Origin of the sequence: Enterobacter chinensis (assembly GCF_034008295.1) — a bacterium.
In the GTDB taxonomy this organism is placed as follows: domain Bacteria; phylum Pseudomonadota; class Gammaproteobacteria; order Enterobacterales; family Enterobacteriaceae; genus Enterobacter; species Enterobacter chinensis.
On the sequence record NZ_JARDVI010000003.1, the window covers coordinates 394,049 to 413,945 of the forward strand.

Below are 19,897 nucleotides of genomic sequence, written 5' to 3' on the forward strand. Positions count from 1 at the left end.
GAGAGGGGATCAATCGTAGGCCCGGTAAGCGCAGCGCCACCGGGCAAAAATCACAGCGTCTCGCCGTTGCTGGCAATCACGCTTTTATACCACTCGAAGCTTTTCTTGCGGGAGCGCGACATGTCGCCCGTACCGTCGTCGTGTTTGTTTACATAGATAAAGCCGTAGCGCTTGCTGTACTGGCCGGTAGTGAACGACACACAGTCGATACATCCCCATGGCGTATAGCCCATCAGCTCCACGCCATCGTGCGTCACGGCTTTGATCATCTCTTCTACGTGGGCACGCAGGTAGTCGATACGATAGTCATCGTTGATGCTGCCGTCTTCTTCAACTTTATCGTAAGCGCCGAAACCGTTCTCCACGATAAACAGCGGCTTCTGGTAACGCTCATACAGTTCGCACAGAGAATAGCGCAGGCCTACCGGATCAATCTGCCAGCCCCAGTCGGACGCCTTCACGTGCGGGTTTGGCACGCTGCCTTCAAAGCCAGAAATCGCATCCCCGGTACCGCCTTCCGCTTTCACCGCGTTGGTCATGTAGTAGCTGAAACCCAGGTAATCGCAGGTGCCTTCACGCAGGATCTGCTCGTCATTTGCCTCCATCTTGATGGAGAACCCGCGACGCTCCCATTCATTCAGGACGTAAGACGGGTAGTAACCACGAAGCTGGACGTCGGTAAAGACATAGCGCTCGCGCATCGATTCCTGGGCGAACATCACGTCTTCCGGTTTGCAGGAGAACGGATAGAGCGCCACCATGGCCAGCATGCAGCCGACTTTCATCTCCGGGTTAATACGGCGCGCGGCTTTCACCGCCAGGGCGCTGGCCACAAACTGGTGGTGCAGCACCTGATACATGGTCTCTTCCGGATTTTCGTGTTCGGTATAGACCACGCCGGAGCAGCAGTAACCGAACAGCGGCGCACGCCAGTTGCGCTGGTTGTTGATTTCGTTGAAGGTCATCCAGTATTTGACCTTGTTTTTGTAGCGCTCAAAAACCACTTCCGCAAAACGCACAAAGAAATCGACCACTTTGCGGTTGGTCCAGCTACCGTACTCCTGCACCAGGTGCAGGGGCATTTCGAAGTGGGAGAGGGTGATCACCGGTTCGATGTTGTATTTCAGCAGCTCATCGAACATGTCGTCGTAGAACTTCAGCCCTTCTTCGTTTGGCTGTGTTTCGTCACCCTTCGGGAAGATGCGCGTCCAGGCAATAGAGGTGCGGAAACACTTGAAACCCATCTCGGCAAACAGCTTGATGTCTTCTTTATAGTGGCCGTGGAAGTCGATGGCTTCATGGTTCGGGTAATATTTACCCGGCACCACGTCCTGCGTGATTTCACGCGGCACGCCGTGGGCACCACCGGTAAGCACGTCGCAAATGCTGGGCCCTTTACCGCCTTTGTTCCAGCCGCCTTCAACCTGGTGAGCGGCAACGGCGCCACCCCATAAAAAATCTTTTGGTAAGGTCAATTTTTTCATCGCTGCTATTCTCAATAAATGGCTTATTGGCATCGAGTCTAGCAAAGCGAAATTAAATGTCACGATATAACAAATTGGGCATAATGTGATTTGTTACATCTAAAAAACAGGGTGTTTTATTCTGTGAGTTTCTTCGCCAGTTTACGCCCGAGCGATTCCAGAATATAGATGACGGGAATTTGCGTGGTAATATCGTAGACGCCCCCAATACGCGTCTGGGGCACATGCCAGGAGAGATTAAAGTCCGCCAGTTTTGCCAGACGCGAGTGCTCGTGGCTGGTAATGGAGAGCACCTTGCAGTGATGCAGGCTGAACTGGCTGGCGAAGCGCAGGATCTCCTCGGTCTCGCCCGAAACAGAGAGCACAATCGCCAGCGCATTTTTCGCCATATCATTGGTGACCGGGAAATAAGGGTCGTCAATATGGTTGCTGAATTTGCCAATATTAGAAAAGAAGCGTGCGCCATATTTTGCCAGCGAGCCCGATGTTCCCGCACCGACAAATATAATTCGCTCGGAAGACAATATAATCTCCACCGCCTCATCTAATAATGTATCGAACTCTTCATTGTTAACGCTTTTAAAGAAGCTGATAATTTCACTGGCACCAAAATTAGCCTGCTGTGGCTCATTTTGCTCTAAATAGAGCTTAAAGCGTACGCGAAACTCCGAGTAGCCTTCGCAGTTGAGCTTGCGGCAAAAGCGCAGGATAGTGGTGGTTGAGACGCCCGCCGCATCCGCCAGTTCGCGGATGGTCATGTACATCACTTTGTCACGGTTTTTAATGACATAGTTGTAGACCATCATCTCCAGGTTATTGAGGCTGGCAATGGCGGAATGGGAGAACATGCTCACAATGACTACACTCACTCATCAGACTTTTCTTCAGGGAATAATAACATGCAGCCAAACGACATCACTTTTTTTCAGCGCTTTCAGGACGACATTCTGGCCGGGCGTAAAACCATCACTATCCGGGATAAAAGTGAATCCCATTTCAAAACCGGCGATATCCTGCGGGTGGGGCGTTATGAGGATGATGGTTACTTTTGCACCATTGAAGTCACAGGGACGTCAACCGTTACGCTCGCCACATTGACGAAAAAACATGCTGAACAGGAGAATATGACCCTGGCTACACTGAAAAGCGTGATCGCAGAGATCTACCCCAACCAGAACCAGTTTTATGTGATTGATTTTAAACGTCTATAATTTAATTAGAAACGCGCGTTCGCTGAAATTAAAATGTAACTCTCTGATTATAATTTAGAAATGTTATGTTTAACTTTATTTTAGCTAACAGGTGTTCACTGGAATCATTCTCAGTTAGCATAGTCTTGCGATGAATAATCATCTTTTGTTTTCCCGGAGTTTTGTATGGTGAGTAGACCATTAATCGCACAGGGATATTCTCTGGCTGAGGAAATAGCCAACAGCATCAGCCACGGCATTGGCCTGGTGTTTGGGATTGTCGGTTTAGTGTTATTGCTGGTGCAGGCGGTTGACGCCAATGCCAGCGCGATGGCCATTACCAGCTACAGCCTGTATGGCGGGAGTATGATCCTGCTGTTCCTGGCGTCGACCCTGTATCACGCGATTCCGCATCAGCGGGCCAAGATGTGGCTCAAGAAATTTGACCACTGCGCTATCTATCTTCTTATTGCAGGCACCTACACGCCGTTTCTGCTGGTGGGGCTCAATTCGCCGCTGTCGCGTGGCCTGATGATTGTTATCTGGAGCCTGGCGCTGCTGGGGATCCTGTTTAAGCTGACCATTGCACACCGCTTTAAGGTGTTGTCGCTGGTCACCTATCTGACGATGGGCTGGCTGTCGCTGATTGTAGTGTATCAGTTGGCAATCAAACTGGCGGTAGGGGGCGTGACGCTTCTGGCCTTAGGCGGTGTAGTGTATTCGCTCGGCGTAATTTTCTACGTCTGCAAGCGTATTCCCTACAACCATGCCATCTGGCACGGCTTTGTGCTTGGGGGTAGCGTGTGCCACTTTCTGGCGATTTATTTGTATGTGGGGCAGGTGTAGTTTTTTGTCGGGTGGCGGCTTCGCCTTACCCGACCTACGGGATCTGTAGGCCCGGTAAGCGCAGCGCCACCGGGCGATACAACATCACTCTTCCAGAGAATACGGCAGCGGCTCAATACTCAGCGTATTCGCGTCGTCACGCACGCGGAACACGCTGTCGGCTTCCATGTCGTTGTTCATGACGGCCTGCACCAGAATACGTCCATCATCCAGCTGTACGGCGGCCAAAACGGTGCCGGTACGGCGCCAGTTTTCACCCATTTTCAGCTCTAAATCTTCACCTGCTTCGGGTACACGGCTGGCATGGCCCGCAAGCGTCCATAGCGCACGCTTGTTTGCCCCGCGGAATTTTGCCCGCGCGACCATCTCCTGGCCGGTATAACAGCCTTTTTTAAAGCTGATGCCGCCCAGCGCCTGCAGGTTGGTTGCCTGAGGAATAAACTGCGCGCTGTTTGCGGCGTCAATGACCGGCAAACCCGCCTCAATGTTCAGTGCCAGCCACTGCTGACTGTTGTTCAGCTGCGCTTCGCCGCGCAGCGCCTCGGTCACGCGTTCGGCAGTGGCGGTATCCGTGACTAACAGGAAACGCTCCGCCGGGTGTTCAAACCACAGGATCGAGGTCGCGCCTTCACTGACCACCTGCTTTTCTGCATCCGGCAGTTCGCTGAAGAGATTTTTCAATGCTGCACGAGCCTGGAAGCCCGCCACGCCCAGCAGGACATGTTCGTCGTCCGCGGCGATGGTGACTTTGGAAAAGACGGCGTACTTTTTCAGCTCTTTGAGCTGTGCATCACGCAGGCTGCGGCGCTCAATCAAGGCAAATCCGTCCTGACGACGGAACAGACGCAGGTTGCTCCACATCTTGCCTTTTGGATCGCAATGCGCCGCCAGCAGGTGCTGGTGTTCGGTCATCTGGCTGACGTCCGCTGTCACCTGGCCCTGCAGGTATTTTTCGGCGTCGGCACCGGTGAGCGTTGCCAGCGCCCAGTCATCAAGAGAAATAAGCGTCAGCGGCAGACGCGCAGAGGCGGCGGGCTGGCGAGGAGAAAATGGTGTAAATGCCATAACGATATCCTGAATTGCTTAACGCTTTGATAATGCCTAATGGTAAAAGAGCCTGCAGGCAATGCAAGCGCTTTCAGCAGGCCATTTGTGCCATAAACCCGTTATGCGTAGCGCCACGCAAAATAATGTAATCCGCTGTCTTTGTAGGGTTTATTCTGGAAGGCTGCTCGTTGATCGCAATATTCCAGTAAAGAAACGGTCAAAAACACGTTACACTAGCTGGTGTCCCCGTAGAGAAATTAAGAACACGGAACGGGGTGCCGACTGTGCCAAACGTAATGCAGGAAACTGAACATGGATATTAACAACAAGGCCCGTATTCACTGGGCGTGCCGTCGCGGCATGCGTGAACTTGATATTTCCATCATGCCTTTCTTCGAATATGAGTATGACAGCTTAAGCGATGAGGATAAGCGTCTGTTTGTTCGCCTGCTTGAGTCTGACGATCCGGATTTATTCAACTGGCTGATGAACCACGGCAAACCCGCCGACACCGAGTTGCAACGGATGGTGCAATTAATTCAAACACGGAATCGGGAACGTGGTCCTGTGGCAATCTGATCTTCGCGTCTCGTGGCGCTCGCAGTGGATGTCTTTATTGCTCCACGGCCTGGTCGCGGCCTTTGTGTTACTGATGCCATGGCCGCTGAGCTATACGCCTCTGTGGCTGCTGCTACTCTCGTTTGTCGTTTTTGACAGCGTACGCAGTCAGCGCCGCATCCATGCCCGTCAGGGAGAGATCAAATTACTGATGGATTCCCGCCTGCGCTGGCAGGGAAAAGAGTGGGATATTCTCGGTATGCCCTGGATGCTCAACTCCGGCATGATGTTACGGTTACGCAAGGTGGATGGCGGGCGTTGCCAGCATTTGTGGCTGGCGGCTGACAGTATGGATGCTGCCGAGTGGCGAGACCTGCGCCGGATGTTATTGCAACAGACGACGCAGGGGTAATGCGCGTTAGCTAAACTTTTCTGCCATTTCGCCCAGAATCTGCTCGCACCAGGTTTGCAGGCGCTCATCACTGAGATCGTACTGGTTGGTTTCATCCAGCGCGAGTCCAACAAACAGCTCGCCGTCGGCAATAATCGGTTTTTTACTGGTGAACTCGTAGCCTTCAGTTGGCCAGTAGCCGATGAACGACACCCCTTTCGGTGCCAGTTTGTCGTGCAGCATGCCGAGCGCATCCAGGAACCATTCCCCGTAACCCAGCTGATCCCCCATGCCGTACATGGCAATGATTTTGCCGTCGAGGTTGAGCGTATCAAGCTGGTCCCAGATTGCTTCCCAGTCTTCCTGTATCTCGCCGAAATCCCAGGTCGGGATGCCGAGGATCAACACGTCGTACTGCTCCATCTGCGTGAGCGCGTCGTCTTTCAGGTTATGCAACGTCACCAGTTCCGGGCCAATGATGTCGCGAATTTTCTCTGCCGCCATTTCGGTGTAGCAGGTGCTGGAACCATAAAACAGACCAATATTCATCGCGTATCTATCTCAATTCTTGCTTTGACTTTGCGCGTAGTGTACCAGAAACAGGTCGCAATCAGGCATAATGGCCTGACTGCTGAATCAAAGGGGCTGATGTGGAAAAGGATCTCGCACTGATCGAACAGTTTCTCGATGCACTGTGGCTGGAGAAAAATCTGGCCGAGAATACGCTCAGTGCCTACCGTCGCGATCTCACCATGCTGGTGGAGTGGCTTGCGCACCGCGGGTTATCCCTTGCGAGCGCGCAAAGTGACGACCTGCAGGCGCTGCTCGGGGAACGTATCGCGGGGGGCTACAAAGCCACCAGCTCCGCGCGTTTGCTCAGCGCAATGCGTCGCCTGTTCCAGCACCTCTACCGTGAGAAAATTCGCGAAGACGATCCCAGCGCGCTGCTGGCATCCCCCAAACTCCCGCAGCGGCTGCCGAAAGATCTCAGCGAAGCACAAGTTGAGAGATTATTACAGTCACCGGCTGTTGACCTGCCGCTGGAGTTACGCGATAAAGCCATGCTTGAGCTATTGTATGCTACCGGCTTGCGCGTTTCGGAACTGGTTGGCCTGACGATGAGCGACATCAGCCTGCGTCAGGGCGTGGTGCGCGTCATCGGTAAAGGAAACAAGGAAAGACTGGTACCGCTGGGGGAAGAGGCGGTTTACTGGCTGGAAACGTATCTGGAGCATGGTCGCCCGTGGTTGCTCAATGGCGTGTCTATCGACGTTCTGTTTCCGAGCCAGCGCGCGCAGCAGATGACGCGGCAAACGTTCTGGCATCGCATTAAGCATTACGCCACACTGGCCGGTATCGACAGTGAAAAGCTGTCGCCGCACGTATTGCGTCATGCCTTCGCGACGCATCTGTTAAACCACGGCGCTGATTTACGCGTGGTGCAGATGCTGCTGGGACACAGCGATCTTTCCACGACGCAAATTTACACCCATGTCGCGACGGAACGCCTGCGGCAGCTACACCAACAGCACCACCCTCGTGCGTGAGTGCCGACGAATTGTAACAGGATCAAATATGAAAAAGTCTTTCGCGCTGTTCACCCTGCTGGCAGCCTCATTTACCGGTTTCGCCCATGCTGACGACGCCGCCATCAAACAGTCGCTGGCCAAGCTTGGCGTCACCGGTAGCGATATTCAACCAGCCCCGGTTGCCGGCATGAAAACAGTACTGACCAACAGCGGCGTGCTGTACGTCACCGAAGACGGCAAACACATTATTCAGGGGCCAATGTACGACGTGAGCGGCGCACAGCCGGTCAACGTCACCAACCAGCTGCTGATGAAAAACCTGAACGCGCTCGAAAAAGAGATGATCGTTTATAAAGCGGCGCAGGAAAAGCACGTTATTACCGTCTTCACCGACATCACCTGCGGCTACTGCCACAAGCTGCATGAAGAGATGAAAGATTACAACGCACTGGGCATTACCGTGCGTTACCTGGCCTTCCCGCGCGCGGGCGTGCAGAGCCAGCCGGAGCAGGACATGAAGGCTATCTGGTGTGCGAAAGACCGCAACAAAGCGTTTGATGATGCGATGAACGGTAAAGGGGTTAAACCCGCTTCCTGCGACATTGACATTGCTAACCACTACGCGCTGGGCGTGCAGTTTGGCGTGAGCGGTACTCCAGCGATTGTCCTGAGCAACGGCTATGTTGTTCCGGGCTATCAGGGACCAAAAGAGATGAAAGAGTTCCTCGACGCGCACCAGAAACAGTTTGGTGGTAAATAATCCGCGTGAAAGCCCCCATAAAATTGCGCCGCCGCGAGGCGGTTGAGCAGGTTGATTTGCCGGACGATCTCCCTGCGCTGCTGAAGCGCCTCTACGCCAGCCGTGGCGTGCGTTCCGCTGAGGATCTTGAACGCAGCGTGAAAGGGATGCTGCCCTGGCAGCAGCTGAACGGTATCGAAAAAGCCACTGAAATGCTCTACAACGCGCTACGCGAAGGCACGCGCATTGTGGTGGTAGGGGATTTCGATGCCGACGGCGCAACCAGCACCGCGCTGAGCGTACTCAGCCTGCGCGCGCTGGGCTGCGATAACGTCACTTATCTGGTGCCGAACCGTTTTGAAGACGGCTACGGCCTCAGCCCGGAAGTGGTCGATCAGGCCCACGCCCGCGGTGCGCAGATGATCATGACCGTGGATAACGGCATCTCCTCCCATGCGGGGGTCGATCATGCCCATCAGCTGGGGATCCCGGTACTGGTCACCGATCACCACCTGCCGGGCGAAACGCTGCCAGCTGCGGAAGCGATCATCAACCCAAACCTGCGCGACTGCGATTTCCCCTCGAAATCTCTCGCCGGTGTGGGCGTGGCGTTTTATCTGATGCTGGCGTTGCGTACCCTGTTACGCGATAAGGGCTGGTTCGACTCTCGCGGTATTGCCGTACCGAACCTGGCTGAATATCTCGACCTGGTGGCGCTGGGTACCGTAGCGGACGTGGTGCCGCTCGATACCAATAACCGTATTTTGACCTGGCAGGGCTTAAGCCGCATTCGGGCAGGCAAGTGCCGTCCGGGGATCAAGGCGCTGCTGGAGATTGCCAACCGCGATCCGCTCAAGCTGGCTGCAAGCGATTTGGGCTTCGCCCTCGGGCCGCGCCTGAACGCTGCCGGAAGGCTGGACGATATGTCCGTTGGGGTCGCGCTGCTGCTGTGCGACAACATTGGTGAAGCGCGCGTGCTGGCCAACGAGCTGGACGCCCTGAACCAGACCCGTAAAGAGATTGAGCAGGGAATGCAGGCCGAAGCGCTGACCCTGTGCGAAAAGCTGGAGCGCAGCGGCGATACGCTGCCGGGCGGCCTGGCGATGTACCATCCTGAGTGGCACCAGGGCGTGGTCGGCATTCTGGCGTCGCGCATTAAAGAGCGTTTCCACCGTCCGGTGATTGCGTTCGCCCCCGCAGGCGACGGCACGTTGAAAGGATCTGGCCGTTCGATACAGGGGCTGCACATGCGCGACGCGCTGGAGCGGCTTGATACGCTGTATCCGGGTCTGATGATTAAGTTCGGCGGCCATGCGATGGCGGCGGGCTTGTCGCTGGAAGAGGCGAAATTCGACGAGTTTCAGCGTCTGTTTGGTGAGCTGGTTACCGACTGGATTGACCCGGCCCTGTTGCAGGGGGAAGTGGTATCCGATGGTGAGCTCTCACCGCTTGAGATGACGATGGACGTGGCGCAAATGCTGCGCGATGCCGGCCCCTGGGGGCAAATGTTCCCGGAACCGTTGTTCGATGGCCGTTTCCGTCTGTTGCAGCAGCGTATCGTCGGCGAGCGTCATCTGAAAGTGATGGTCGAGCCCGTGGGCGGTGGACCGCTGCTGGACGGCATTGCCTTCAACGTTGACACGGCGGTATGGCCGGACAACGGCGTGCGCGAGGTCGAGCTGGCGTACAAACTGGACATCAACGAGTTTCGCGGTAACCGCACCCTTCAGATCATCATCGACAATATCTGGCCAATTTAGCGGCAGTAATCTCTATAAAAAAGGGCGTGGATTCGGTACAATCCCGCTCTTATCACCGCATTTTGACAAGTCCATAAAAGAAAACAGACCATGTTTGAAATTAATCCGGTAAAAAACCGTATTCAGGACCTCACGGAGCGCTCTGACGTTCTTAGGGGGTATCTTTGACTACGATGCCAAGAAAGAGCGTCTTGAAGAAGTAAACGCCGAGCTGGAACAGCCGGACGTCTGGAACGAACCTGAACGCGCACAGGCGCTGGGTAAAGAGCGTTCCTCTCTCGAAGCGATTGTAGATACGCTGGATCAAATGGCTCAGGGGCTGGAAGATGTTTCCGGTTTGCTGGAGCTGGCAGTAGAAGCTGACGACGAAGAAACCTTTAACGAAGCCGTGGCAGAACTCGACGTGCTGGAAGAGAAGCTGGCGCAGCTTGAATTCCGTCGTATGTTCTCCGGCGAATACGACAGCGCTGACTGCTATCTCGATATTCAGGCAGGTTCTGGCGGTACCGAAGCTCAGGACTGGGCCAGTATGCTGACGCGTATGTATCTGCGTTGGGCAGAAGCGCGCGGCTTCAAAACCGAAATTATCGAAGAGTCTGAAGGTGAAGTTGCGGGTCTGAAATCCGTCACCATCAAGATCATCGGTGACTACGCCTACGGCTGGCTGCGTACCGAAACCGGCGTTCACCGCCTGGTGCGTAAGAGCCCGTTCGACTCCGGCGGCCGTCGCCATACCTCTTTCAGCTCCGCGTTTGTCTACCCGGAAGTGAAAGACGATATCGATATTGAAATTAACCCGGCGGACCTGCGTATTGACGTTTATCGCGCATCCGGCGCGGGTGGTCAGCACGTTAACCGTACGGAATCTGCGGTGCGTATTACCCACATTCCAACCGGGCTGGTAACGCAATGCCAGAACGACCGTTCCCAGCATAAGAACAAAGACCAGGCCATGAAGCAGATGAAAGCGAAGCTTTATGAGCTGGAGATGCAGAAGAAAAATGCTGAGAAACAGGCGATGGAAGATAACAAGTCTGACATCGGTTGGGGCAGCCAGATCCGTTCTTACGTCCTTGATGACTCCCGCATCAAAGACCTGCGTACCGGGGTTGAAACCCGCAACACGCAGGCGGTGCTGGACGGCAGCCTGGACCAATTTATCGAAGCAAGTTTGAAAGCAGGGTTATGAGGAACCAACATGTCTGAACAACAAGCACAGGGCGCTGACGCGGTAGTCGATCTTAACAACGAACTGAAAACCCGCCGCGAGAAGCTGGCAGCGCTGCGTGAGCAGGGCGTGCCGTTCCCGAACGATTTTCGTCGTGACCACACCTCAGACCAACTGCACGCAGACTTCGACGCTAAAGAGAACGAAGAGCTGGAAGCGCTGAACATCGAAGTGGCCGTTGCAGGCCGTATGATGACCCGTCGTATTATGGGTAAAGCCTCCTTCGTGACTCTGCAGGACGTTGGCGGCCGTATTCAGCTGTACGTTTCCCGTGACGATCTGCCGGAAGGCATCTACAACGAGCAGTTCAAGAAGTGGGACCTGGGCGATATCCTTGGCGCGAAAGGTAAGCTGTTCAAAACCAAGACCGGTGAACTGTCTATCCACTGCACCGAACTGCGTCTGCTGACCAAAGCCCTGCGCCCGCTGCCGGACAAATTCCACGGCCTGCAGGATCAGGAAGCGCGCTATCGTCAGCGCTACCTGGATCTCATCTCTAACGATGACTCCCGCAAGACCTTTAAAATTCGCTCCCAGATCATGGCCGGTATTCGCCAGTTCATGGTTAACCGCGACTTTATGGAAGTAGAAACCCCGATGATGCAGGTGATCCCTGGCGGCGCGTCTGCGCGTCCGTTCATCACCCATCACAACGCCCTGGACCTGGACATGTACCTGCGTATCGCGCCGGAACTGTACCTGAAGCGTCTGGTGGTTGGTGGTTTCGATCGCGTGTTCGAAATCAACCGTAACTTCCGTAACGAAGGTATCTCCGTTCGTCATAACCCAGAGTTCACCATGATGGAACTCTATATGGCCTATGCGGATTACAAAGATCTGATCGAACTCACTGAATCCCTGTTCCGTACGCTGGCGCAGGATATTCTGGGCACCACGCAGGTACCTTACGGTGAAGAAGTCTTTGACTTCGGCAAGCCGTTCGAAAAACTGACCATGCGTGAAGCGATCAAGAAATACCGTCCGGAAACCAACATGGCCGATCTGGATAACTTCGATTCTGCGAAAGCAATCGCGGAAAGCATCGGTATCAAGGTTGAGAAGAGCTGGGGTCTGGGCCGTATCGTGACCGAGATCTTCGAAGAAGTGGCCGAAGCGCACCTGATTCAGCCGACCTTCATCACCGAATACCCGGCTGAAGTCTCTCCGCTGGCGCGTCGTAATGACGAGAACCCGGAAATTACCGATCGTTTCGAATTCTTTATCGGCGGCCGTGAAATCGGCAACGGCTTTAGCGAGCTGAACGATGCGGAAGACCAGGCTCAGCGTTTCCAGGATCAGGTTGACGCGAAAGCGGCAGGCGACGACGAAGCGATGTTCTTCGACGAAGACTACGTGACCGCGCTGGAGCACGGTCTGCCACCAACTGCGGGTCTGGGTATTGGTATCGACCGTATGGTCATGCTGTTCACCAACAGCCACACCATCCGTGACGTGATCCTGTTCCCGGCGATGCGCCCGGTGAAATAAGACGTTAAGATGTGAAAAAAGCCCCGAAAGGGGCTTTTTTATTGCGCGGCGAACGCCCTGAGGGCGTCTCGCGCGGCCGTCGCTTCCAGCACCATCCACGGGCTAAAGGTCCAGGGGGCGGCATCCAGGGCGCGGAATAACGATTCCAGCGTAACCCACTCAAACGCCATCACTTCATCGTGATTAATCCGCAGTTCGCTGGTGATGCGGGCCGCGAACACCGGGCAAATCTCGTTTTCAACGATCCCGGAAGGATCGGTTTCGCGGTAACGAAACTCGGCCGCCACGGGGGTGATATCGGTAATTTCAGCGCCGATTTCAAAGCGGCAGCGTCGGATAATGGCTTCTTCCGTTGCTTCACCCGATTGCGGATGTCCACAGACGGAGTTCGTCCAGACGCCCGGCCAGGCTTTTTTGCTTAACGCGCGCCGGGTCACCAGGCATTCACCGCTGGCTTTAAACAGCCAGGAGGAGAACGCCAGATGCAGAGGGGTTTGGGTCGTGTGCGCGGCGTACTTTTCCTGAGTGCCAATCACCATTCCCTGGTCATTTACCAAAATAACGTGTTCTTGAATACTCATTCCTGCTCCAGTGCCAACGATGCGGATGGTTCTGCACCATCAGCAGAGCAGCATTATACGGCATTCTTATACGAACGGTTTGTCTCCAGGAGCGGAAAAGGGCTGACCCTAATCTCTCCGGGCTGGTATCATAGAGCGCCATTCACGCTGACCGAGGATCTGTTTTGTTTGCAGGAAGCCTGACGAGAAACCCCATCACCGCCATTTTTTTCCTGACGCTGACGCTTTTACTGGCTGGCTGTTCAGGAAGCAAATCGTCGGATATGGGCAGCTATTCCGGTTCGGTCTATACCGTTAAGCGCGGGGATACGCTTTATCGAATTTCGCGCGCAACGGGGACCAGCGTGAAGGATCTGGCGCGGCTGAATAATCTCTCTCCGCCCTACACCATCGAGGTGGGGCAGCAGCTGAAGGTTAGCGGCGGATCGTCCTCAGGCAAAAAATCTTCCTCGAAGGGCAAAACAGCTAAGGTAACGCCGTCTTACGCGGTGCCGCAGTCATCCTGGCCGCCGGTCGGTCAACGCTGCTGGATCTGGCCTGCCAGCGGCAAAGTGGTGCTGCCGTACTCTCTGTCCGAGGGCGGTAACAAAGGCATCGATATCGCTGCCGCGCGCGGTACGCCGGTTTATGCATCCGGTGCCGGGAAGGTGGTTTACGTCGGTAACCAGCTGCGCGGCTACGGTAACCTGATCATGATTAAACATGGCGAAGACTACATCACGGCCTATGCGCACAACGATACGATGCTGGTCAACAACGGGCAGAACGTAAAAGCCGGGCAGAAGATTGCCACTATGGGCAGCACCGGCACGGACTCAGTGAAGCTGCATTTCCAGATTCGCTATAAGGCGACGGCCATCGATCCGCAGCGCTATCTTCCTGCGCCCGGCAGCAAACCAAAGTGCTAAGTGATTATTTAATCGCCAGTTAGTTGTGAAGAGGCTTGTATGAAGGTGTGTAAGGTCTATAATGCCCTACGCACCTCAAAGCGGGCGTAGTTCAATGGTAGAACGAGAGCTTCCCAAGCTCTATACGAGGGTTCGATTCCCTTCGCCCGCTCCAGTTTACTGATAAATAAGCATATTTTTATTTATCAGCTAGTTACTTAGCCCCGCTAATGCAGGTACAGTCGTAACTACACATTGCACAATCGCCGCGCCTGTCGCGTGGTTGGTGTGTGGTAGTCGGGAGCATATCACCGCGCTGGCAGTGGTTTCAACGTTCTTACTGCGACAGCCCAACAACGAACAAAAGCCGCCTATCCGGCATAATCCCGAAGACTTTTAGTGACGCGCATTTTAGCCCGATGCCCCCGTTCTGTCGCCGTCGCGAGACGCCGCAGGGGATAAACAGGTTTATGGTGGTCATGGTACTTGCAGACCATATGCAAGCTCTGCCAGCGGTTCGGCCTCGCTCCCCCTGGGTACATGGTCATCCTGATAAGCCTTACTAACTGACATAACCCTGATGAAGTCGCCAGAGGCTCCGCTTGTTGTCTTACCACCAACGGGGCTTTATGGCTATCTTGTATATCAACGTGGCGGAATGAGTTTCTACTTCAATTTGTTCCAGTGGTATCTTTACATATAAGACCCAAACGGAGCGGTACAATGGCTGGTCAAGATAAAAATAAGATTCCCGATTGGAAAGCTCTCGAACAACTTGTTGCCATGATTCAAAAGCAGCTTTCTCCTGATGCTGTAGTGCAACACAATGTGATGCTTGATGGTATCCAGAGCGAAACTAAAAGGCAGGTGGATGTTCTGGTGGAACAGTCCATTGGTCAGTACAAGATGCGTATTGTTATTGATTGCAAAGACTACGCAAATCCGGTGGATGTCAAAGGCGTTGAAGAGTTTCACGGATTAGTACAGGACGTATGTGCGCATCAGGGAGCGTTGGTTTGTCCTGCTGGTTTTACTAAATCAGCTTTGCGGCGTGCACAGAAATTACAAATTGCGCTTTACCGCCCAGTTTCTACAGGCGACCATAAATGGCGGGCGGAAGTGACTGCCCCTGTATTGTGTGATTTCAGAAACAGTTTCATGAGTTTTGGCATTAGATGTTCTGCTCCTAAACCTCTGCTAATTCCGAATGAGTTTTACAAGTTGCCAGTCTACAGCCCGGAGAACGAGCTATTGGGTACGGCGTTAGGGCTTGCTCAGTCTCGGTGGGATAGTGGTGCTTTACCGAGTGAACCGGGAGAACATGATGAGTTATTGATATTTGAGGGGGTTAAAACTCAAATTGATAATGGATACGGTGATAAGGTGGAAGTCACCTTAACTCTTCGGCTTTTTGTAAAACAAAATCTATATCTCGGCCATTTACCTGTTGAAGATATCAACGGATTACAAGATGAGCATACCGGACACATTGTTACTAATGCTTTTACGCTGGGTGGTCTCAACCCTGATGAGGTCGAACGAGACTGGCAACGGATCGAGGATATGGGCACAATTGAATTTGAACCCCTCCTGAAAGTTGTTGGCTATAACTGCTACGGTATTGGTCCCGGATGAGCTACGGATTTTATTTGACAATATAAGGGCTGGAAATGCAGAGTGAAATTATCACACAGAAAAATGGAAAAGGTATCTTTGACCGCAAGGCTTGGTTAGCTGAGTCCAAAAAACTGTATTTATCAGCAAAGCTATTGAGAAGTGAAGGTGAGCGAAATAAAAACCTTTTTAAGATTACAGATAAGAAATCTCCCGTTGTGCATGAATATATCGACATAGCATCTTCAACTGATAAAACTAGCAGGTTGCTGCTGGGGTATGCTTTCGAAATGTTATTAAAATCCGCGATTCTTTTAATGAATCTTGGTGCGCAAAAAGATACTATAGACATTAAGTTTCGCGATTACGGTCATAAACTGGATAGGATGGCTATTGATTTAGAATTGGCGTTAACTGTTGACGAATTAAAATTATTAAAAATTGCGTCGCAAGATATTGTGCTTCAGGCCAGATATCCGATTGGCAAAGTTGATGATACAAGTTATATATCCGAATTAAACAAAAGAAATATACAACTGGCCGATGGCAAGATTTTTATGGGTATGATTGAACTGTATGACAAGATAAAAGATGTAGTTGCCAAGTTTGATAATGACTCAACGAATTGTGCAGAGTTTAATGTGCTTAGAGGGAGCGATTTTATTCTCTTTATGCGAAACGGAGGTGGGCTGTCATCAAGAGCAATAGTAAACTTTGCGGCTCAATTTCCAGAGGGAAATAAACGCAAATCATATTTAAAAGAAATTATTGAGACGCATGCTGGCAAGTTTGCGTTGTTATATACATGTCGTTGGGCTTCATTTTCATTCTTCGAAGACACGGGCAAAAAGCTCATCCCGCTTGAGGAGTAACAAGTTTTCGTAACATCTTATTCGGTATATGTAGTATCTGCCGCATGTTTGAACTTGCGCCTCTAAAACCCCCCATCGCAAGCGGCTCTCAGGGGCTTGTGCGCATGAAGTAATGCGGTTGTACTGGGTATGTGCGCACTGCTACTCTCAAGCCGCATTCTACCGTTAGCCTATAGCTGAAACCCCGGCTTAAAAAATTGCACGCTTATGGTTGCCCCTCCCTCAACTGTTAAGGCTTCAACTTCCCCCGTACGCCTCTCCCAGCCGAAGGCTGGGCGGGCTGTATATCTATTGGCCTTCCTCTGTGGCGTTTATGACCCTGTTTCGCGTTCTGAGCGTGAGGCTGTGGGTTAGGGTTACTCTTCTCTTTAAACGCTAAATCACTCCTGAATCCCCACTGTTAAAGCACTTTGCGTTGATGCTGGGTGTTGCTCTTGCCTGCGCTTGTATCTGTCTCGTTTGGGTATAACTGTGAAATACTTAGAAACGCAGTCTCATTTGACTATCTCTTAAAACCGAGCGATAGAATTTTGTTGAAGTGTTCTTCTCACCAACAGGCAATAAGTCTATCTGTGTTCGGGTGCAAATTTACGCCTGGAGAGCGGTATTTTTTCGCCTATGATGTTCAATCTGAGAATTCAGCGTCACACCTGGTTACTGCTGAAATTGTATACTTCCAGGAATAAGAGAGCGTTGCTCCACAACCTTATCGCTAAATATATTATAAAATAGCGCTGAGCTTTGATTCAGTGTTCTTGTTTTCTAACGTAAAAAAGGCTGCATTACGCAGCCTTTGCTATCAGTTTTTAGGGAACACCCACACATATTTCTCAGGCAGCGAAAGATGGCAATGCTGCGGGTCGCGAACCTCATGCCCATACGCGCGGATGACAAAATCATCCCCCGCCGTGCGGAACAGGTATTCCCAGCGGTCGCCGAGATACATGCTGGTGAGCAGCGGCAGCTCAAGCTGATTTTCCCCTGGCCCCTCAACCACCGCCACGCGCTCGACGCGGATCACCGCCGTGGCTTCATCTCCGCTCTGCACCCCTTCACCGGCCTGGCCCCACAGCACCCAGCCTTTCCCCTCGATGCGCGCTTTGCCGTCGCGTACTTCGGTGACCTTGCCGTGCAGGCGGTTGTTACTGCCCATAAACTCGGCGGTAAACAGCGTTTTCGGCGAGCCGTACATCTCCTGCGGCGTGCCCTGTTGCTCAATTTTGCCGTTGTTAAGCAGCAGGATGCGGTCGGAAATGGACATCGCTTCGTTCTGGTCGTGCGTCACCATCAGTGCAGATAACCCGAGTTTGATAATCAGCTCGCGCAGGAACACGCGGGCCTCTTCGCGCAGCTTGGCATCGAGGTTTGAAAGCGGCTCGTCCAGTAAAATCACCGGCGGGTTGTACACCAGCGCACGGCCAATCGCCACGCGCTGCTGCTGTCCACCGGAGAGCTGGTGCGGATGGCGTTTGCCAAGATGGCCCAGACCAAGCTGGTCCAGCACGTCCTGCACGCGCTGCTGGAGCTCTTTGGCCGGCACTTTGCGCAGCTTGAGCGGATAGGCCACATTTTCAAAAACGGTTTTGTGCGGCCACAGGGCATAGGACTGGAACACCAGCCCCAGGTTGCGCTCTTCCGCCGGGATCTCGCTGCGTGGCGTGCCGTCGAAAACTTTATTTTTACCAATGACAATCGAGCCCTGGGTTGGTTTTTCCAGCCCTGCTACCGCGCGCAGCAGGGTGGTTTTGCCGCTGCCGGAGGGGCCTAACAGAGAGACCACTTCGCCGCGCTTCAGGTTCATGGAGACACCTTTTAAAACAGGATTGTCGCCGTAGGTTAAGTGCAGATCGTCAACCGCTAATTCAATCATGTATTTTCACTCCGAAACGAAGGGCAATGCCCAGACCTACCACGACCAGCAGGATGTTAATGAAAGAGAGCGCCGCCACAATATCGATGGCACCCGCGGCCCAGAGGGAAACCAGCATCGAGCCGATGGTCTCCGTGCCGGGTGAAAGCAGGTACACACCCGTTGAGTATTCGCGTTCAAAGATCAGGAACATCAGCAGCCACGAACCGATAAGACCGTAGCGGGAGAGCGGAATGGTGACGTGGCGGGTGATCTGCCCGCGCGTCGCCCCGGTGCTGCGCGCTGCCTCTTCAAGCTCCGGCCCCACCTGTAACAGCGTGGAAGAGATGAGCCTCAATCCGTAGGCCATCCACACCACGGTATAGGCCAGCCAGACGCTGAAAATGGTGCTGCGAAGCGAGCGCAGCCAGACGATGACGTTTTCGCGCATCCAGTCGGTCCAGGCGAACCCGGAAAGCCAGCCTGATTTCAGCGAGTTATCGAGCCACATCGGCAGGAACAGGAACACCCACAGGAATGCCAGACCCGCCAGCAGGCCAGGCACGGCACGGGGCACCAGCACGCTGTAGTCCAGGAAACGCGTGGTGTTGTCCGGCTTGCGGTGCATGGCAATGCCGACAAACAGGTAGCAGGCCACCGCCAGCGCACCGCCAATCACCCCAATCGCCATGGAGTTGACGATGGCGCGCAGCAGGTTGGGCTGGGACCAGATGGTGCGGAAGGTATTCAGCGAAAGTTCATCCCACAGCGAAACGCCCACGCCCCAGTTGGAGATAAACGCGCGCAACACCACCCCGAGCAGCGGAACGCCGATAGTCACGGTGAGCCAGAAGGCAATCACTCCGCCAGCCACCCAGCGCCATTTGCCCAGCGGTAACGCGCGAGCCTGAGAGGCCTTCCCTTTCATGGTGACGAAGCGGTTGGCGGTGCGCATCAGGCGACGCTGGAGCATCACCAGCGGGATGGTGATGCAGATCAGCACCACGGCAACCGCCGCCATCAGGTTATAGGATGGGGTACCCATCTTGTTCGTCAGCTTATAGAGATAGGTCGCCAGCACCATGTTGCCTTCCGGGTCGCCGAGCACAAGCATCAGGCCGAACACTTCCAGCCCGAGGAAGAACAGCAGCACGGTGGCGTACAAAATTGACGGGCGCACCATCGGCAGGCTGACGGAGGTCATCACCTGCCAGGGAGACGCTCCCGCGGTGCGCGCGGCCTCTTCCACATCGGAGCCTACGCTGCGCAGCGCTGACGAGATATACAGATAGGCGTGCGGGACGTGCGTCAGGCCGGCAATGACCACAATGCTCGACATGTCGTAGATATTCCACGGCACAAAGCCAATCAGCGCCTCAGCCCACTGGGAGAGAAAGCCCACCGGACCGGCGGCTACCACGTAGCCGAAGCCTAACACCATCGGTGAAACGAAAATCGGGACCAGGATCAGCGGCTCAATCAACCGGCGACCGGGCAGGTCGGTACGCACCATCAGAAACGCCAGCACGCCGCCCAGCGGGATAGAGATAAACACCAGTCCGAAGGCCAGAATAAAGCCGCTTTTCAGGGCCTTATAAAAGTCAGGGTCGGTGAAAATAAAATCAAATGATTCAAAGCTCCACTCTTTTGACGGAGAAAAGAACGGGGCGGACAGGAAGCTCTGTATCACGATAAACGACAGCGGCGTGTAGATAACCAGGGCGGTTATCAGCACGACGATGCCTCGCGGCAGGCTTTGCCACTTTCTGCGTAATGTATTCATGGGGTATCCCTGGTATTGCAGCCCAGAAAAACGAACTCAGTCGATAAGGGA

At 53.7% G+C, this 19,897-nt stretch carries 19 protein-coding genes and 1 tRNA gene; 13 read left to right on the plus strand and 7 right to left on the minus strand.

What is annotated here, in order from left to right:
- Nucleotides 1-50: 50 nt before the first annotated feature.
- Nucleotides 51-1,484 (minus strand): 6-phospho-beta-glucosidase BglA, encoded by a 1,434-nt coding sequence (bglA, locus tag PYW49_RS11220; protein ID WP_320386449.1) that lies wholly within the window; start codon nucleotides 1,482-1,484, stop codon nucleotides 51-53.
- 116 nt (nucleotides 1,485-1,600) lie between these two features.
- The gene (locus tag PYW49_RS11225) at nucleotides 1,601-2,332 is read right to left on the minus strand and encodes a MurR/RpiR family transcriptional regulator (protein ID WP_047347943.1); all 732 of its coding nucleotides are present in this window, start codon (nucleotides 2,330-2,332) and stop codon (nucleotides 1,601-1,603) included.
- A 51-nt stretch (nucleotides 2,333-2,383) separates the two neighbouring features.
- On the opposite strand from PYW49_RS11225, the gene yqfB reads away from it, so the two are divergent.
- Nucleotides 2,384-2,695, plus strand: a complete 312-nt coding sequence (gene yqfB / locus PYW49_RS11230; RefSeq protein WP_134348817.1) for a N(4)-acetylcytidine aminohydrolase — start codon at nucleotides 2,384-2,386, stop codon at nucleotides 2,693-2,695.
- Between the two features lie 165 nt (nucleotides 2,696-2,860).
- On the plus strand, nucleotides 2,861-3,520 hold the full coding sequence (trhA, locus tag PYW49_RS11235; RefSeq protein ID WP_134348818.1) for a PAQR family membrane homeostasis protein TrhA: 660 nt from the start codon (nucleotides 2,861-2,863) through the stop codon (nucleotides 3,518-3,520).
- A gap of 84 nt (nucleotides 3,521-3,604) precedes the next feature.
- On the opposite strand, the gene ygfZ is transcribed toward trhA, so the two are convergent.
- A complete protein-coding gene (ygfZ, locus tag PYW49_RS11240) occupies nucleotides 3,605-4,585 on the minus strand; it encodes a tRNA-modifying protein YgfZ (RefSeq protein WP_320386450.1) in 981 nt (326 codons plus the stop codon).
- A 294-nt stretch (nucleotides 4,586-4,879) separates the two neighbouring features.
- Here ygfZ and sdhE point away from each other — a divergent pair, with 294 nt between their 5' ends.
- Both sdhE and PYW49_RS11250 read left to right on the plus strand, forming a co-directional pair.
- Complete coding sequence (gene sdhE, locus PYW49_RS11245; protein WP_013098615.1) at nucleotides 4,880-5,146, plus strand: FAD assembly factor SdhE; 267 nt, start codon at nucleotides 4,880-4,882, stop codon at nucleotides 5,144-5,146.
- Entirely contained in the window at nucleotides 5,127-5,537 is a 411-nt protein-coding gene (locus PYW49_RS11250; RefSeq protein ID WP_134348820.1) for a protein YgfX, read from the plus strand. Before sdhE ends, PYW49_RS11250 begins: the two co-directional genes overlap by 20 nt.
- Nucleotides 5,538-5,543: 6 nt before the next feature.
- Here the strand turns inward: PYW49_RS11250 and fldB are convergent, their stop codons facing one another.
- Nucleotides 5,544-6,065 (minus strand): flavodoxin FldB, encoded by a 522-nt coding sequence (fldB, locus tag PYW49_RS11255; RefSeq protein ID WP_134348821.1) that lies wholly within the window; start codon nucleotides 6,063-6,065, stop codon nucleotides 5,544-5,546.
- A 101-nt stretch (nucleotides 6,066-6,166) separates the two neighbouring features.
- On the opposite strand from fldB, the gene xerD reads away from it, so the two are divergent.
- The 5 genes from xerD to lysS all read left to right on the plus strand — a co-directional run bounded on the left by xerD (nucleotide 6,167) and on the right by lysS (nucleotide 12,260).
- Nucleotides 6,167-7,063 carry a site-specific tyrosine recombinase XerD gene (gene xerD, locus PYW49_RS11260; RefSeq protein ID WP_047347949.1) on the plus strand — a complete coding sequence of 299 codons (897 nt, stop codon included), beginning with the start codon at nucleotides 6,167-6,169 and terminating at the stop codon, nucleotides 7,061-7,063.
- Nucleotides 7,064-7,091: 28 nt separating this feature from the next.
- Entirely contained in the window at nucleotides 7,092-7,805 is a 714-nt protein-coding gene (gene dsbC, locus PYW49_RS11265; protein WP_029740340.1) for a bifunctional protein-disulfide isomerase/oxidoreductase DsbC, read from the plus strand.
- Between the two features lie 5 nt (nucleotides 7,806-7,810).
- Nucleotides 7,811-9,544, plus strand: a complete 1,734-nt coding sequence (gene recJ / locus PYW49_RS11270; protein WP_134348822.1) for a single-stranded-DNA-specific exonuclease RecJ — start codon at nucleotides 7,811-7,813, stop codon at nucleotides 9,542-9,544.
- 90 nt (nucleotides 9,545-9,634) lie between these two features.
- Nucleotides 9,635-10,733, plus strand: a protein-coding gene (gene prfB, locus PYW49_RS11275; protein WP_014071648.1) for a peptide chain release factor 2 whose coding sequence is annotated in 2 segments (ribosomal slippage) — nucleotides 9,635-9,709 and nucleotides 9,711-10,733 — 1,098 coding nt in all. Because the reading frame shifts where the segments join, the coding sequence is not laid out codon by codon here.
- Between the two features lie 9 nt (nucleotides 10,734-10,742).
- A complete protein-coding gene (gene lysS, locus PYW49_RS11280) occupies nucleotides 10,743-12,260 on the plus strand; it encodes a lysine--tRNA ligase (protein ID WP_023333300.1) in 1,518 nt (505 codons plus the stop codon).
- Nucleotides 12,261-12,298: 38 nt separating this feature from the next.
- Here lysS and idi read toward each other — a convergent pair whose 3' ends face one another.
- The gene (idi, locus tag PYW49_RS11285) at nucleotides 12,299-12,841 is read right to left on the minus strand and encodes an isopentenyl-diphosphate Delta-isomerase (protein ID WP_320386451.1); all 543 of its coding nucleotides are present in this window, start codon (nucleotides 12,839-12,841) and stop codon (nucleotides 12,299-12,301) included.
- Between the two features lie 164 nt (nucleotides 12,842-13,005).
- Here idi and actS point away from each other — a divergent pair, with 164 nt between their 5' ends.
- From actS to PYW49_RS11305, 4 genes are all read left to right on the plus strand, one after another.
- Entirely contained in the window at nucleotides 13,006-13,749 is a 744-nt protein-coding gene (gene actS / locus PYW49_RS11290; protein WP_320386452.1) for an amidase activator ActS, read from the plus strand.
- A gap of 80 nt (nucleotides 13,750-13,829) precedes the next feature.
- Nucleotides 13,830-13,903 (plus strand) — tRNA-Gly (locus PYW49_RS11295).
- Nucleotides 13,904-14,451: 548 nt separating this feature from the next.
- A complete protein-coding gene (locus PYW49_RS11300) occupies nucleotides 14,452-15,363 on the plus strand; it encodes a restriction endonuclease (protein ID WP_094317794.1) in 912 nt (303 codons plus the stop codon).
- A gap of 35 nt (nucleotides 15,364-15,398) precedes the next feature.
- Nucleotides 15,399-16,214 (plus strand): hypothetical protein, encoded by an 816-nt coding sequence (locus PYW49_RS11305; protein WP_320386453.1) that lies wholly within the window; start codon nucleotides 15,399-15,401, stop codon nucleotides 16,212-16,214.
- A gap of 799 nt (nucleotides 16,215-17,013) precedes the next feature.
- Here PYW49_RS11305 and PYW49_RS11310 read toward each other — a convergent pair.
- Nucleotides 17,014-18,084, minus strand: coding sequence for an ABC transporter ATP-binding protein (locus PYW49_RS11310; RefSeq protein WP_134348833.1), 1,071 nt, complete (start codon nucleotides 18,082-18,084; stop codon nucleotides 17,014-17,016).
- Nucleotides 18,077-19,846 (minus strand): ABC transporter permease, encoded by a 1,770-nt coding sequence (locus tag PYW49_RS11315; protein WP_134348834.1) that lies wholly within the window; start codon nucleotides 19,844-19,846, stop codon nucleotides 18,077-18,079. Before PYW49_RS11315 ends, PYW49_RS11310 begins: the two co-directional genes overlap by 8 nt.
- Nucleotides 19,847-19,897: the final 51 nt, after the last annotated feature.